Origin of the sequence: Paenibacillus sp. FSL H7-0942, assembly GCF_045040715.1 — a bacterium.
GTDB lineage: Bacteria > Bacillota > Bacilli > Paenibacillales > Paenibacillaceae > Paenibacillus > Paenibacillus amylolyticus.
In genome coordinates this window covers 1180745-1196916 of the sequence record NZ_CP150279.1, presented here as the reverse complement: position 1 = coordinate 1196916, position 16172 = coordinate 1180745, and the positions used below count along the sequence as shown (strand labels likewise).

Here is a 16172-nt window from a genome sequence, read left to right as displayed (position 1 = left end):
AGCGGTAGTCAGAGTTTGAAGGCATGTGATCCAGACATGTTACCGGGATGATCCAGATTAACTCTGGATCACGGCATTTTTATTCCCCGTAAATCTCTTTGATCCGTTCTTCCTCATTGGTAGACAACAGAACATTAAGCAACCCTATGGCATTATTGGCATCGGTTCTCGTCGTCTTATACATCTCGGCAAACGCCGCTTCATCCTGCTCCGGGTCCATCGCAGCAAGCTTGCCCCACGACGTGCGGGCTTTGTCGTATAGCGTACTCAACGTGATGTCACGCGGATGCTGTGCAACAGGTGCCATGGATTCAAATTTCGCTGTGACCCTGAAGAAATCCATCGAATCCTGGAATGATGTACTGCTATAATCCTTATTTTTCATCGCATCCTCAGTAATTAGCAGACCTTCACGGGCGATAAACAGTGTTTTCACCATGGCACGCTCCAGATTGGTTGCTTCTTCCCAAGTTATATAAGATTCATCAGGTGCTTGTACGGTTGTGAAAAATGGAAAGGCATCATCAATTAACCGCTGCGAATCGGAATGAATTGGAACCTCTGCATTCATGTCCACAACGGCATCACTATAGTTGGCCACATTAATATTTTTGGAACCTTCCTCACTAACCCGACGCACCGGATGATCATTCAGGGGAATACGGATATAACCGAGTTTATCCGCATACTGCTGCTTCAACTCTTCCAATGTGGAGTCCTTTCCAATCTTACCGTCGTCCGTTGAAGAAGATTCGTCTGTAGTTGAACCTGTCTCCTCACTCTCATTCGAACCGGTTGCTGCGGTTTCTGTTACAGCAGCATTTGAGCTGCTTGTTTCTGATGAAGCAACTTCTGTACCGGAAGCAGACTCCGGCAATGACGTCTCTTTCGCTCCGCCACCACAAGCTGTCAGAATCGCTGCCAAACCAAGCATAACTGTGAACGTCTTTATCGTATAATTCCATTTCATCGTATAATCTTCCCCTATCGTATGTATATTCCTGAGAACCATTAACCTCTGGCTCCAAGACTTGAACACCTACTTACAAAAATATCCTTTCATATAACATGCTTGATTCACACAATTGGACATGGTCTACATTCTATCATAAGTTAAAAACCGGTTGTATACGACGATATACCTGTGTCTAAAGCCTTTTACTAGGCGCGCATTAACTACCACCGCAACGCAAAAACACTGCCGCCCGTATGGACAACAGTGTTCGTAAAGCGTAATTATTTGATCCCTTTAGCCTTCTCCATATGCTCTGACCGAATCTGAGGATCCGTGGAATTAACCGATGATAACAGAGCGTAGATCGCCTGAATATCTTTCTCTTGAAATACGGTTTCGGGAACCTCACTCTCAAGTCGTTCCGTCTTCCGCTGAATCGTTTCCACCAACTCATGATCGTAGATGATCAGTTCATCCGAATTCACATACCTCACAGCAGGATCAACACTGATGCGGCAACGGTTGGTGAAGGTCACCATGGAGACAAGACGTACTCTTTTGTAGTCTCCGAGGTGTGCATGAATGGCTTCCACATGTGCACGATGCTGCATAAGTGGATTGTACATTTTGACCCGGCTGCTGCTGACCGACCAATTGGCCTCTCTTCTTCCGCCGCGAATCTCACCTGTCGTCAGATTTCGGGTTTCGATCACAAAGATTGCCCGAGGACCGATCACGACATGATCAATCTGCGAATAACCGGAGCGTGACTTCGGATTGGTAACGAGCAGGTCGTTCAGCACTTTATATTGACTTGGAAGACCTATCAGCTGATCTGCTGTACTAGGCTCCTCCGGCTGGCGTATCCAATCCCCTTCCGCCTTTTTCTTGCGCTTACTACGGACCATACGCGGGGGAATGGTTGTCGTTGATGGCAACGCTGAAGCGGAGGCTGTAATCTGGTTCGCAAGCTCTGGTTGTGTCTTGAACAGAGACAGGATTTTCTTGAACATGGGCAAGCTCCGTTCTATTATAGTGTGGGTTACGGGTGACCATTACAGGAGGAATAACATCCTTTGACACATTCATTATGTAAACTTCTATTACTTATGTCGGATAAAGCGGGGTAAAAATAAAGGGAAAACGATCAAAATCTCTCCAATACGCAAAGTACATATGAACATTTAACCAATTTCGTGACTTTAGACGCATAAACAAACCGCAAAATTGAAAAAAAACAGCGCAACCCTTTCCTGAATAGAAAAAGAATACGCTGCTGTTCTCTTGGTTGTTAAGCCTGAAGATAATAGGTGTAGAGCACCTGAGTACCCTTCTCTTCCAGCCCATTATTCGCTATTTCCTGATACAGGGATTCGGCCAGGGCCAACCCAGGCGTTTTCATGCCCATCGATTTTGCAGACTCCAGTGCAATTCCCATGTCTTTGATAAAATGTTTCACATAGAATCCAGGCTCATAATCGCCTGCGATCATGCGCGGACCGAGATTGCTGAGCGACCAGCTTCCGGCTGCACCGGTAGCAATGCTCTTCAGCACGGTCTCCGCGTCCAGACCAGACGTCTTGGCATAGGCAAGTGCTTCGCATACACCCATCATGCCAGAGGCAATGGCAATCTGGTTGCACATTTTGGTATGCTGTCCGGCTCCCGCCTTGCCTTGCAACACAATGTTGGTGCCCATCTGCTCAAACAGCGGACACACGGCTTCAAAGGCCTCCGAACTACCACCAACCATAATGGACAATTTCGCGTTCTGCGCTCCGATATCACCGCCCGACACAGGCGCGTCCAGTGCATGCAGTCCTTTGGCTTCCGCAGCTTCAAAGATTCGTGCAGCCAGTAACGGACTGGATGTTGTCATATCAATCAGATATGAACCCGGTTTGGCATTCGCTACGAGTCCATCCTCACCGAGATAGATCTCCTCCACATCCTTCGGATACCCTACCATCGTGATGATGACATCACACGCAGCAGCCAGTTTGCCTGGTGTGTCATGCCATACGGCACCCTCATTCACCAACGCTTCCGCTTTGGCAGCAGTTCGCGTGTACACATGCAGCTGATATCCCGCTTGCTGGATGTGCCCAGCCATGCTTTTACCCATCACGCCTGTACCAATAAATCCAACTTTTGTCTCTCCAGGTGCCTTCGTTGTATTTGTCATCGCAGGTTTCCTCCCTATTTCTCTATGCTTCGCTCAGTGCTTGTCTTCGACATTGCTATATCTGTATGTTAAAGCTTTCTGCGTAGTCCGTCCATATCGCTTGCAGCTTTCTGTGAAAAAATCTGAAAAAGGAATCAACTTCCTGTATGCTGTACAACCTAACGGAAACTTCCTTCATTGGAAAGGAGGATTCGCATGAGTCGTGAAAAAGGTCAAATTACCATTTGGTTGTCCTTTTCCATCATTTTATTAAGTGCCGGACTGGTCTGCCATGTCTTGTCCATTCCAGGAATTCTCGAAGCAGCAGGCAGAGATGGATGGTTGTCTGTCGTGGTGGCAGGACCTTTGTTCATGTTGTTTCTATGTATGATGTACATCATTATTCGCCGTGTACGTGGACAGCGATTAACAGATTGGATTACCCGAGAATTCGGACCGGTCCCTTCCTGGATCTTCCGGATCTCCGCTTCTATTCTGCTGTTTACGCTTGGCACGCATACGCTGTATGAAACAACCAACTGGACCGTATCCACGTATCTTCAATTCACACCTCCCTATGTTCTGGCAGGTGGCGGAGCACTGGTTGCTGCGTGGGCAGCGGCTAAAGGCATACGCTCCATCGCGATGACTTCCAGTCTGCTGCTGCCCTTTGTCATTTTGCTTGGTTATTTTGTAATGTCCGCCAATATGAAATATAAAGACTACAGTCTATTGTTCCCGATTATGGAGAACGGTATGGGTCCCGTGTGGCGGGGCATGATCTACTCTCTTGCCGGGCTTATGGAAATCTGGATTCTTATGTTGTTCCAACATGAAGTCAAAGGCAAAATTCGTTGGTGGCATGTTCTGATCCTTGGCGTGTTTATGCTCAGTATGGCGATCGGTCCCACGATCGGAGCCATCGTGGAGTTTGGTCCTGAAGAAGCAGCCAAACAACGGAACAGTCCCTATGAGCAATGGAAACTTGTGAATATCGGCAAGCTGCTGCAACACGTTGATTTTCTGTCCATCTATCAGTGGCTCAGTGGTTCCTTCGCAAGGGTCGCCATATCCATGTATCTCATCGTGGATCTGCTGAATTTCCGCAGACCGAAGAAACGATATATCGCGATTCTCACCATTACCGTCATCATGAGCTTCATGGCGATGCAATGGTGGCGCATTGATTACGTGGATTATTATGTGGACCATATTCAGTTCCCGGTCATGCTCGCTTATGTATCCATCGTTACCGTAATATTAACCATTGCCGCATTAATCCACAAAAAGGACAAGGAGGCTCCCGAACGTGCCGATCTCAACCCAACCCAAGAATAATCCTGACGTTGAACCGTTCCGAATGAACGAGCATAACCTGAATACCTTTTTTGCCGGATCTGATGATGTCATCATCAATAGTCATATGATCGGAGAACCTCCGATGCAACTCCTTATGACCTATTGCAGCGGTATGGTAGATAGTGAAGCGATCTACGATATTATTCTCCCTGAACTCAGACGAACATATGAAAATACACACTTTATCCGTACATCCGATATTGAAAAGTGCATCAGCCTAGATTGGACCCGAATGGATCTGCAAGATCCGGCATTTGGAACTGAACTGATGTCTCTCCGTGTTTTTGAAGGCCATATGTTGATCTGTATTCCTTCCCTGCAAACCATGTGGAGTATTGATATATCTAACATCCCTACTCGGACACCGGAGGAATCGACCACCGAAGTTTCGATCCGCGGGGCAAGAGATGGGTTCATTGAACCCCTTGCCGTCAATGTTGCCTTAATACGCACCCGTCTGCGTACGAACCAACTGGCTTGCAATATCGAACTGATCGGTACACGTTCTGCAACCAAGGTGGCATTGATGTATATCAAGAATATCGCCAATCCGGAGCTGATCGAAGACGTCCAGGATCGGTTGCGTAAGATTGAGACCGAACGCATCTTGACCGCCAATGAACTGGAAGAATTGCTGTCACCTTCGAAGATTACTTTGTTTCCCGTCACCCATTATACGGGCAGGCCTGACTTTGCTGCAGAATGTCTTCTCAACGGACGTTTTATCCTCATTGTAGACGGCAATCCCAGCGCCATTATTGGGCCCGTCAATCTGTTTCTTTTGCTCAAATCACCGGAGGATGCCAGCTTCCCCTTCTTGGCTGTGAACGTAGGACGGATGCTGCGCTTTCTTGGCCTGATGATCACCGTGTTCCTGCCTGGCTTTTATATTGCGCTGACATCCTTTCATATGGATCAGATCCCCTTTCCTCTAGTCGCAACGATATCGGTTGGACGCATGGGACTTCCGATGGAATCGGGAATGGAGATGTTTCTCATTATGCTGCTGATGGAGCTGTTCCGTGAGGCAGGGGTGCGTTTGCCAAGTGCCATCGGCCAGACGCTAACTGTCGTTGGAGGTCTGATTATCGGAGATTCCGCCATTCGAGCTGGCATGGTCTCTCCCCTCATGATTGTCATCATCGCAGTTACCGTCGTAGCTGGAGCAACCATTGTGAATCAGGTCATGACCAGTTCTGTGCTGATCCTGCGGTTCCTTTGTTTTGTCCTGGGGGCATCCCTCGGTATCTATGGGTTCATCCTGTCGTTGATTATGTTCCTCATCTACCTGACCGATCTCAAATCATTTGGCATTCCGTATCTCACGCCGTTAACACCGCTTCATTTCAAACAAGCGATAGCTTCATTATTCAAACTGCCAAAGGGGCTAGGTAAACGAAGACCCGTCTATCTCGAGACCCAGGAGCCCCGCAAGAAAGGGAACGAACGATGAAGCGTTTGTTGCGGCGATATATGCTAGGTCTGTTAAGCCTATCGATGTGCGTGATGACAAGTGGGTGCTGGAGTGCCTTTGAGATTCAACAGGTAGACTACGCCAAAGCCTTTGGGATTGATTATAAGGACGGCATGTACCACCTGTATGTACAAACGCTGGATTTTGCCAGTGTCGCCAAAAGTGAAAGTTCAACCAAAAGTGCAGATACACCGCCTGTATGGGTCGGACATGCCGAAGGGAAAACCATGAGTCTGGCGCTGAACGAACTGTTCCGTACGGCTCAATTACACATGGCTTGGGGGCATGTGACAGCCATCGTTATGGCGGAAGGTGTGCTGACCAGCAAACATATCAAAGAAGTGTTCGACATGCTGGGACGATTTCCAGAATCCCGTTATACAACATGGGTGTATGGAACACGAGAGCCTCTGGAGAAAATCCTAAGTGCAACGTCCATCTATAATATGTCGCCACTGGACAGCATTCTTCACAACCCGCTCCCCACTTATATGGAAGAATCGTTGTACCCGCCTGTGCTTAGCTTTAAGCTCATTGCAACACATAATGATCCCGCTACCACGACGTATCTGCCGAGTCTTGCATTGAACAATACCCAGTGGGCTGAGAATGAGAAGAAACATGATTTGTTTCTGGTGGAAGGGGCCTTTTTCGAAAAGACTGGTTATGACTTTGAATACTTTCCACGCAGTCAGCTTCCCGGTTATCACTGGCTAATCAAAGACATGCGACGGGCCCCTCTACTTGTCCAGAAGGATGGAACGATCTACGGGGCGCTCAGTGTAGGATTACCAAAGATCAAAATTAAACCTGTCATTCAGGGTGAAGACGTTACGTTCAACATTGATGCCCACTACCTCACCGCCCTGTACGAATACCTGGTGCCCACCTCGTATGAAGAGATGATCCAGATTAGTGAAGTGAAGTTGCGGGAGCAGATCATGCAGACCTATCGTCACGGCCTTGAGCGTGGTGTGGATATTTACGGTCTTCAGGAGAAGCTGTATCGCAAAAATCCGAAACTCTGGCGTAAGTTATCCAACAACGGGAGCAAGATGATGCTTACCGAAGACTCGATTAAAGATCTGAAAATCCATCTCACCATCCCATATACAGGGAAATATAAAAGGAAAGTGTAGCCAGAACGCGAAACACCCCTTGTCCGGTATGCAGCCGGATAAGGGGGGTTTGTGTAGATGGATGTCGTTCGTTTGCAATTCGAATCATGCGGATCTATGACTGCGAAGTTTCCATTCCATCAGCCAGCCTGTCAGCATTGAGAGAGACAGGCCGAACAGCAGGATCGGCACGTTGTAAAATAGTGTGTTCGTGTATTGGTTCAGCCAACCAAAACGGTATACTGCCGAATTCGGATCATTCGTAAATCCATTGAGTTGCATACGTAAGTCATCGATGATACGTAACTCCAGAAAGACTGACAACACACACAGTAGTAGAGCAATCAAGGGTACACAGACATGCACCTTTCCTCCCCAGCGCTGACGCTGATCGTACAACCACCATTTGGACAAAGTTGTCGTCCAGATACATAGAATCAGGAAGGTCAGAAGAGATGGGAATAACACCAGAAGTCCCAGGTTACCGTTACCAGACACTCCTCTACCAGGCTCATGCTGGAAGGTTAATCCACGAACAGCGCCGATCATGAGTACATTCCATATGAGGAAGATGAAGTATGGCTTGTTGATTCTTTTTAAACGACTCATATGTTACCTCCTAACCTCACTATCGAGAGATGAGTAGATGACGTGACCTTCGTCGTTCAACCCTTTTATGTCCCATATCATCTCGTGAATCGGCTGCTGGATTACCGCATACCACAACCTCCCGTTGGATTGATCGGAAGATGATTCCACGATTTCCGCTTCCAACCGTGAAGAGGCCAGATTTGGTTCGTAGCGAATATGCACCTGGGTAATGTCAGCATCGTGGAGATACCCGTATATAATATAGATCATTTTGCCTTTAGACTCCTCGTATCCTGATATATGAGAAGAAAGCGGCTCGACCGGATTATCCTGCAGACCACCGCCTATTCTGGCCAGTTCGGAGAACCACATCTTTTGCTGAATCAAAGCAGGAGTCAGGTTATTCGTAGTGAGATCTTGATATAATACCATTTGTGTTCGCGTTTCAATAGTTGTAACTAGCTTTACCTGTTCTGGGGGAATACCTTCTTCGCTTAAGATTGTGTCGATGTCCTGCGGACCACAAGAGCGTATCAAAAACAGAGCCACCAATACAAAGAACAACACGTACGCTACCCGTCGACGGTTGCTTGTCTTGGGCATAGATTAACCTCTCCTTAAAATTGAATCTCTATAAACAATTAATTATCGTAGAAATGGTATGTCAGATAGTGCTGCCCCGAAGTAATCTACCAGCATCCATGCAGCAATCCATAACAATGGAAACTGCATGATCCAGTAAGGAAAGAGGTATCTTTTCGTTCTCCTTTACTTCTTGTTATATCTTTGCTTAACAATCGAACTCTCCCCCATGCGTTCATTTCATTTAAAAAGACGACCAACGGCCGCCTACTCTCATCTAACTTTCACTTCTTATAATAATGCATTACCCGCAACCGAGTAGTCAGGATTAAGGTCTGAGGAATGAGCACAAAGACAATATACATAAGTACAATTAACCATAGATGTGCGGCAAAATGTTCTGCACCGAATGATGGTTTAGGACGCTCAATCCAATACCACCAACACGGAATGGCAATAAACCATGTCAATCCTGTCGAGAGGAATAAGTCTTTCACATCGCTCCACAGAAAGCAGAAAACCGCGACGAACAAAATAGGACCTGTCCAAGAATCCACTATCGGTCCCCAGCTCTGAAATACAAAGATAATGGCAGGATACAGGAGGTTAATGGTCCAGCGGCATATGTTATTAGTATAAAGATTCATAAAGATTCACCTCACTACATAACGTTGCAATTGTAACTTCACTTATTGGGGTCATTTGCTACATTTATCACAAGATGAAGCATGATTTTGGATATTATTGCTCATACTACCTTCAGGAAATTATCGAAGGAGTGACAGCATGAGGTTAAAAAGTATCATCGCCGTTGGAGCCGTGTTAACCTGCTCAACTCTGTTATGGGGCTGTGGTAATGGCACTGCGAATAATGCATCCCAGCAACAGAATGACACCGTTCGATCAGAGAGTTGGAGCGATCCCAAACGACTGGAAGCTTCCCATCTGGAGGCGCTTGAACGTATGGAGAAAGACCATATTCACCGAATGGTCTCGCTTAGCGCAAGTACAGATGGAGACAAAGTGATGACCACACTTGAACGGTCGAGCCAAAAGTTGGAGGAAATGCGCCCGCTCGCCGAAATGCTCCAACATGAAGGACATCCGGCATTATTACAGCGAATTCAAGACATGTCCGGTGATATCCAAGGTTCCAAATCCGTCATTGCTGAGATGAAAAAATTGCCTCAGGACGGTAAAATTAAGATTCAGTCCGAAAATTCCGATTCCTTGCATCACATCAGCAGCTTCCGCGATTACCACCAATATATTCAGGGACAAGTGCAATCTTTAGACGATAAATCTACGCAAATGTCCCACTAAGCCTAAAGATAGTTCAGAGAATCGTTACAGTCGGAATACGATAATCCGATGGTTAACGGTTCTTTTTATTAACTTCATATTGTTATCCCTCTTCTCTACAGCTTCATTCCACCCACAACGATACCCAGATGAACATGCTAAACAGCAAGACTGGTGCAAGTGCGCCTGTGGCTAATATGATCCAAAGTGTCGCGGGCTTGATCTTTTGACAGTATGCATCGACTTTGCGCATCCGGTCTTTGCGCCACTTGGCGAACCTGAGCTGTTTGATCATCCGATTGAGAACTATTTGCCGCTGCTCGCCCTCTTCGAATTCATCGATCGCACGCCGCAACTCCTCGTATAATTGAGCCTCTTCCTGCCCAGCCACTGTAGGTGTACTCATCTGACACTTCCTCCCATGAGAACATTATTGAGATATAGCCACTACTTAAATAACACATTACAGACCTTCAAGGTTTGAAGTTTTTTCAAAAAAATGAACAACCCAAAAAGCCCGGGCATAGCCCGGACTTCGTTGAATTATGTTAGAACTATTTATCTGAGTGCTATTTAGCTCGCGTTAGCGATCAATGCATTCAAGCATACCGCACCCTGTGCACGCACATTAACGACGATAATCGGCGTATCCAACATGTCGTGCATCCAAGACATATACTCTTCTACTTTTTCGTTTGGAAGGATCGTCAGAATTACCCCTGCGAATCCACCACCATGAATACGACAAGCGCCATCACCCAGGTTTTGCAGATAATTCTCGGTCAGTGCCAGCGCGATGCCAATCTCCTGTTCCTTCACAGCACCACTCTGATATACATTCTGCAGCCACTTCCATGATGAGTTACCGGACGCCGTAATCAGTTTCAAGAAATCAGCAAAACGTCCATCACGCAACGCCTGAACCTGACCATCGACACGATTGTTTTCCTCCAGGAAATGAAGCGCACGCAGCACGGCACGATCCCCAGCCGCTTCACGAACCTTCTTGAGGTTGGCGTAGATTGCGTCAGCTGTAATTTCCCGAACATACTCACTGCCGAGCGCCTGAGCAACCGCTCTCATCTCATATGGCACAGCAGCGTAATCTTCTGTCAGATCGGCGTGGTTACCGCCCGTATTCACAATGACCAATGAGTAACCGTTTTGTTGGAAATCCCACTGAACAGGCTCGATGACTGGCTGTGCAGGATTTTCAAAATCAATAGCAATGAGTCCGCCGTACGCACAAGCCATCTGATCCAGCAGACCCGAAGGTTTGTTCCAATAGTGATTCTCCGCATACTGACCGATTTTGGCCAAAGTCACAACATCCAGTGCTCCATCGTTATAGAAATGATTCAAAATCGTACAGATCAGCATCTCAAATGAAGCCGAGGAACTCACCCCAGATGCTGAGAACACATTACTTGAGAGGTACGCCTGGAAGCCGCCTATTTTATATCCAAACTCTCCGAATCCCGCAGCCATACCGCGAATCAATGCTGTTGTGCCATCGTCTTCCGTATTTGGCGTGAGATCCGTGAGATCGATTACATATTTCTTGTCGTAGCCTTCCGAATAAAAAGTAATAACCGATTCTGCCGTTGGCGCAGCCACCGCAAGTGTATCCAGCGTGATGCTGCCCGCCAGCACTTTACCATGGTTATGATCCGTATGATTGCCGCCAATCTCGCTGCGTCCTGCTGCGCTGAACAACTTGCTTCCCTCTTGCGGGCCGAAGTACTCTTCGAACGTTGCGTTCAGCTTTGTGTAACGTGCAGTCTGTTCTTCTACTTGTGATTGTCCATACATTTGGGCAAGCAACGCTTGGCCCTCCGTGGATTGGATCAGATTCAATGGTTGTGTCGTCATTAATAATCCTCCTATGGATATGCAGCTTTATTTTTAGACTGTTGGTGAACATGGTTGTTGTGTCTGTTTCATGCCTTATTCCTCTCCCATTATCTCAGCTTCGTAGCGGAAAAGGTAGGGTAGAATTGAAAGTTTGTAAGCGTTTTGTGAAGTTATTTGTTGTAAAAATAGGATTGAAAACCATTTTAGAATAACTTAAATTTGGTTTAAGTGAAAACACATTATTTTCCAACCTCAAAGTTGCTATGCTTAACATCTTATTGATGGAGGGAACGATGAAAATCAAGTCGAACTATACCAAGTTATTTGGTGCATTTTCGCTTACTTTCTTGGGTGATGGACTTACACTTGCTGCGGTTCCATGGCTCATATCAACACTTACGAGCGATACGCTGTATGCCTCCATCACCATGACGGCACTTCGTTTACCCTGGCTACTATTCAGTCTGCCAGTAGGTGTCCTCATCGACCGTTACTCACGCAAACATATGCTTGTTGGCGCAGGCTTTACTCGAATGATCCTTCTCCTTGTCCTGACGTTATGTATCTGGGGAGGATGGGTGAGCATTCCGATTCTGGCCCTGTTCATGTTTGGGATTGGTCTTAGCCGAGTCGTATTTGACAGTACGGTGCAGACGATCATCCCACAACTGGTAGATGAGAGTAAGTTGGAAAAAGCCAATGGGCAATTCACCGCGGGACAGTTAATCACAAGTGATATTCTGGGCGTTGCTCTGGGAGGGTTCATTATAACCCTGCATATTGTTTTTCCTTTTGCCATAGACGCTGTAACGGCTGTTATTGCTCTGCTCTTTTTGATCAGTTTGAAGGGAAACTTCTACCCAGGGGATACGGAAACAACCAAGAAGGAAACTCGCCCGATGAAGAATTGGAAACGAGAGATGTGGTCCGGTATTCGATATGTCTATCGTGATCGTTTTCTCCGCGGACTAGTCATTCTGTCTGTCACCATTACGCTGATGTATTCGATCATTCTGGCTACTCAGATCTTTTTTGTACGCGATGTGCTTCAGTTGGATGCTTTTGCATTCGGTATTCTCATCTCCATTGCAACGATCGGCAGCATTGTAGGGAGCCAGGCTGTGGCTTATATGCGTAAGAGATGGAGTACAAAACAATTGATTATCTCCTCCATTTTGTGCATGGGAATCATCTACGGTGTGGTGGGGTTAACCACGAATGCTTATATGGTAGGTGGACTGTACTTCTGTGCTGCATTTTTCATTATTGTCTACAATGTTACCCGTTCCTCCATCCTGCAACGTTCCGTTCCTAATGAGCTGCTTGGCCGGGTCGGAAGTGTGTTTCGCTTTCTATCCTTTGGCATTAGTGCCATTGGTACGCTTCTCGGCGGATTATTGGTGCGGGTTAGTGAAACGACTTTTGATCGCGTATTCTCGCTGCAACTCCCTTATCTCTTGTTAAGCCTGATCTATATCCTGTCTGGTCTGATATTCGCAATGAAGATGAAGAATCACTCAGAGAGCCAGCAGCGTAACATCAACGCTTGACTGTTACGTTAGGTCATACTTGATAATGATCTCAAGCTTACATGAAGGAGAGATTAAGGATGAAGATTACCGCGTTACGTTCAGATAAAATCTATGAGGAGATCATCCAGGCTGCACCCGATGAGAAATTGGAGTTATACCGCGAGCGAATGATGAGTCCCTTCATGAACAAATGGAACATACAACAGATCCCGTTTCGCTCTCAAGAGCCTCACGGCTTCGATGTGATCATGATGAATAACTTTATGAATATCGCTCCAGCAGATATTACACCTGAGATTAACAAATCGTTAGCAGCGATTTCGTCCGAAGCATTTTGGCAACAGTGTCATGAAGCTGTTTGTACGAGTCTATCCACCTTTACAGATCACGGGATTGAGCTATCGGTCTCCGAGTATCTATATACGATTTTATTAGGCGATAAGAACAGTCCATCACTCACCATGAACGAAGGCATCAGCGGAGATGGTGGAATCCCGGGTTATATTATTGCGAACCTGATCCCCAATGGGTATACTCTACCTCGTATGCAATCCGTGTTAGCCCATGAATGCAATCATAATGTGAGATATCAATATATCCAGTGGAGTCCGCAGATTACGCTTGGCGAGATGGTTGTTAGCGAGGGGTTGGCTGAGAGCTTTGCGACATCCCTGTATGGAGAAGAGTTGTTAGGACCCTGGGTAGCCAAGACGGATATGGAAACTTTGAATAACGTTATCAAGCCAAAAATGAAAGATCAGCTGTATGTCACCGGTTTTGACCAAATTAATCCGTATCTGTACGGCGATGAACTTGCCATCATGCAAAACTTCACGCCCGTAGGTATGCCCTATGCGGCTGGCTATTCTTGCGGTTATCACTTAATTAAATATTATCTGAACAAAACAGGTACACCGATCACCGAAGCAACCATCACTCCGGCAAGTGTCATTCTTGCTGAAACAAAGGATTTTTGGAATGAAGACACCCTATTTCACCGTTAAAGATATCATTCAGATCACTGGCATCACCAAACGTGCATTACATTATTATGATAAAACAGATCTATTAAAACCGAGCAAAGTCGAAGACAATGGCTATCGGTATTACGATCAAGAGGCACTGGGGAATCTGCAGATGATTCTGTTGTTCAAAGAAATGAATTTCTCATTAAAAGACATTGCGGCCATGATGCAACTTTCCAAAGAAGAACAAAAAGATATCCTAAGAGAGCACCGTAGCACACTCGTTCAACGCAAACAAAAGCTCGAAACCATCATCGACCAGTTGGATGAGTATGTAGATGGGACGGATATCTCTCATCTTAATCTATTTGACAACTCTTCCATTCTGCCCATCCAAGAACAATATGAATCCGAGGCGAAGTTTGTATATGGAGATACCGAGAAATATCAGGAATTCGAAGCTAATGTGAGCCAGCTGTCTGTGGAAGAGCAAGAACAAGCTTACCAGCAGTTCTCGGTCAACATGGAGCAAGTATTTCGGGAGTTGGCGAAACATCAGGATCTGTCCCCTGCTTCTGGTGAGGTGCAAGCGTTAGTGCGTGAATGGAAAAGTTGTCTGGAACAGTTTATGGTCTGTGATGATGAGATTCTGAGGTGTATTGCAGAAGCCTATGCGACGGATCGCCGTTATGCGGGTTATTTTGGTCAGTTTGGCAATGAGGATTTTTTGAGGTTTTTGTATGAAGCTATTATGGTTTATGTGGAGGGTGAGTAGTTGTGTGGTAGGAGAATTTACTATAAAAGAGTATGAAAAACGTATTTACTTCAAAAATGGTATTAAGGATGAGCTTTTCGTTTATTCAATTGCTCACACTTCCGTTTCAAATTAGAAGTAGTTACACCTTCCTTACAGCCTTAACCATCTACTCATTCGTTGCTGCTCCACCTCATCCAAATATCCGGTTGCTCTAAGCGATGTAATTCTTCTTTTGGATACCATCTCATCCACGTTTCTAATTGCGTCTCATTTCGTATTCCGAGCTTATCTATAACCTTCACAGGTACCTCTGCCAATCTCATTTCTAGGGCTTTCATTTTGATGAGGCTAATCAGATAGTTTACGTTTTTCTACAGAAAGGTAACCGTTATATCCCCAAAATTTCTCCCTAGATTCATTCTTACATTTAATACGAGTTCACAGTATCAATATAAGTTTATGAACTATCTAATTAGTTAACTGAAGGTGTTCGTCTCATTCACTTTGTGCCGTGCAGGAGATATCATCAAAACTATTCAGTACACACGGCGTATTTTTTGAGAGTAGCCTGGCTTACTCACTTCAAACTCTTCAATTTCTAGTTCAATAACCCAGTTTAGTAAATGGTCTAACAGTATTTTCAACTCTCTCCGAGTAGGTTTAGGATTATCTAATAATGAATTATGGAGATTTTGACTAAGCTCACCGAAAAATGTTTCATCTAACACAGTGTATTTTAGCCATATATAAGGTTTTGATTGTAAAAATTGATTTCTAATATTAATTAAATTATAATCGAAATTCAATTTGAGTATATCTACATCACGTTGACACAATTCAGTAGGTGAATGACTAAAAAACATATCTTTAATCCACAAATAATTATTTTTATAAAAAGCCTTAATATTAAAGCTCCAATTATAATCAATCTCTTTATCAGATATATTAGAATTCTTATAATCTATCATCATAAGGTTATATAGCTCTTCACTTAATTCCATAGATATTCTAAATAGATCGATAATATTATCCATTTCATCCTTGTTTATATCAATTAAAGCCATTGATTCAATATTATATTTTTCTCCTAAACCTATCCCCCGAACTGTTGCATTAGCGCTCCCTATCATTATGCGTTTTTGATCAAATACATATATTTTAGAATGAAGTTCATTATTCACATAAAGATTCCATCCATTTTCTTTACAGTAGCTGTAAAGTTCAATATCTGTAACACCTAATATAAGATCAGCCAATTTAAATCTTACTAAGATACTTTTTTTTATATAATTGTTAGATAACACGCTGTCAATATATTTGACCACATCTAACTTTACAAAAGCAGATATTATCAAGATTTCACTATGTGTATTTAGTAGTTCCATATTTAGTCGCTGTTTAATATTAGAATGAATGAGCCTATCCATTGTCCACCCTCACTTTTATTGATCTTATGTCTCAGAATAGTAGCATAGTAAGAGATTTAACTCACTGATCACAATAAAAAGACCCTTAAAAA

General features: G+C 44.8%; 16 protein-coding genes. 7 read left to right on the top strand and 9 right to left on the bottom strand.

Annotated features, from left to right (window positions below):
- Positions 1-79 precede the first annotated feature (79 nt).
- From MHI48_RS05320 to MHI48_RS05310, 3 genes are all read right to left on the bottom strand, one after another.
- Positions 80-970, bottom strand: coding sequence for a hypothetical protein (locus tag MHI48_RS05320; RefSeq protein WP_405143299.1), 891 nt, complete (start codon positions 968-970; stop codon positions 80-82).
- 266 nt (positions 971-1236) lie between these two features.
- Positions 1237-1968 carry a nuclease-related domain-containing protein gene (locus tag MHI48_RS05315; RefSeq protein ID WP_076319386.1) on the bottom strand — a complete coding sequence of 244 codons (732 nt, stop codon included), beginning with the start codon at positions 1966-1968 and terminating at the stop codon, positions 1237-1239.
- Between the two features lie 278 nt (positions 1969-2246).
- A complete protein-coding gene (locus MHI48_RS05310; RefSeq protein ID WP_405143297.1) occupies positions 2247-3140 on the bottom strand; it encodes an NAD(P)-dependent oxidoreductase in 894 nt (297 codons plus the stop codon).
- 195 nt (positions 3141-3335) lie between these two features.
- Between MHI48_RS05310 and MHI48_RS05305 the strand changes: the two genes are divergently transcribed.
- The 3 genes from MHI48_RS05305 to MHI48_RS05295 are packed head-to-tail and all read left to right on the top strand — an operon-like array spanning position 3336 to position 7091.
- The gene (locus MHI48_RS05305; RefSeq protein WP_405143295.1) at positions 3336-4457 is read left to right on the top strand and encodes an endospore germination permease; all 1122 of its coding nucleotides are present in this window, start codon (positions 3336-3338) and stop codon (positions 4455-4457) included.
- Entirely contained in the window at positions 4429-5931 is a 1503-nt protein-coding gene (locus MHI48_RS05300; RefSeq protein ID WP_405143293.1) for a spore germination protein, read from the top strand. Before MHI48_RS05305 ends, MHI48_RS05300 begins: the two co-directional genes overlap by 29 nt.
- Positions 5928-7091: a Ger(x)C family spore germination protein gene (locus MHI48_RS05295; protein WP_405143291.1), complete on the top strand. Its 1164-nt coding sequence runs from the start codon at positions 5928-5930 to the stop codon at positions 7089-7091. Before MHI48_RS05300 ends, MHI48_RS05295 begins: the two co-directional genes overlap by 4 nt.
- A gap of 84 nt (positions 7092-7175) precedes the next feature.
- Here MHI48_RS05295 and MHI48_RS05290 read toward each other — a convergent pair whose 3' ends face one another.
- The 3 genes from MHI48_RS05290 to MHI48_RS05280 all read right to left on the bottom strand — a co-directional run bounded on the left by MHI48_RS05290 (position 7176) and on the right by MHI48_RS05280 (position 8890).
- On the bottom strand, positions 7176-7679 hold the full coding sequence (locus MHI48_RS05290; RefSeq protein WP_405143289.1) for a hypothetical protein: 504 nt from the start codon (positions 7677-7679) through the stop codon (positions 7176-7178).
- 3 nt (positions 7680-7682) lie between these two features.
- Positions 7683-8264, bottom strand: coding sequence for a hypothetical protein (locus tag MHI48_RS05285; protein WP_405143287.1), 582 nt, complete (start codon positions 8262-8264; stop codon positions 7683-7685).
- A 263-nt stretch (positions 8265-8527) separates the two neighbouring features.
- Complete coding sequence (locus tag MHI48_RS05280; protein ID WP_405143285.1) at positions 8528-8890, bottom strand: hypothetical protein; 363 nt, start codon at positions 8888-8890, stop codon at positions 8528-8530.
- A gap of 139 nt (positions 8891-9029) precedes the next feature.
- Between MHI48_RS05280 and MHI48_RS05275 the strand changes: the two genes are divergently transcribed.
- Positions 9030-9566, top strand: coding sequence for a hypothetical protein (locus MHI48_RS05275; RefSeq protein ID WP_405143283.1), 537 nt, complete (start codon positions 9030-9032; stop codon positions 9564-9566).
- 103 nt (positions 9567-9669) lie between these two features.
- Here the strand turns inward: MHI48_RS05275 and MHI48_RS05270 are convergent, their stop codons facing one another.
- Both MHI48_RS05270 and MHI48_RS05265 read right to left on the bottom strand, forming a co-directional pair.
- Positions 9670-9951: a hypothetical protein gene (locus MHI48_RS05270; protein WP_405143281.1), complete on the bottom strand. Its 282-nt coding sequence runs from the start codon at positions 9949-9951 to the stop codon at positions 9670-9672.
- Positions 9952-10118: 167 nt separating this feature from the next.
- A complete protein-coding gene (locus MHI48_RS05265; protein ID WP_405143279.1) occupies positions 10119-11417 on the bottom strand; it encodes a galactokinase in 1299 nt (432 codons plus the stop codon).
- Between the two features lie 275 nt (positions 11418-11692).
- Between MHI48_RS05265 and MHI48_RS05260 the strand changes: the two genes are divergently transcribed.
- Genes MHI48_RS05260 through MHI48_RS05250 form a run of 3 tightly spaced genes read left to right on the top strand, consistent with a single transcriptional unit; the run spans position 11693 to position 14671 of the window.
- Entirely contained in the window at positions 11693-12949 is a 1257-nt protein-coding gene (locus tag MHI48_RS05260; protein WP_405143278.1) for an MFS transporter, read from the top strand.
- Positions 12950-13008: 59 nt separating this feature from the next.
- The gene (locus tag MHI48_RS05255; RefSeq protein WP_405143276.1) at positions 13009-13935 is read left to right on the top strand and encodes a DUF2268 domain-containing protein; all 927 of its coding nucleotides are present in this window, start codon (positions 13009-13011) and stop codon (positions 13933-13935) included.
- On the top strand, positions 13910-14671 hold the full coding sequence (locus MHI48_RS05250; protein ID WP_405143274.1) for a MerR family transcriptional regulator: 762 nt from the start codon (positions 13910-13912) through the stop codon (positions 14669-14671). Before MHI48_RS05255 ends, MHI48_RS05250 begins: the two co-directional genes overlap by 26 nt.
- A gap of 518 nt (positions 14672-15189) precedes the next feature.
- Here the strand turns inward: MHI48_RS05250 and MHI48_RS05245 are convergent.
- Complete coding sequence (locus tag MHI48_RS05245; protein WP_405143272.1) at positions 15190-16080, bottom strand: phospholipase D-like domain-containing protein; 891 nt, start codon at positions 16078-16080, stop codon at positions 15190-15192.
- Positions 16081-16172: the final 92 nt, after the last annotated feature.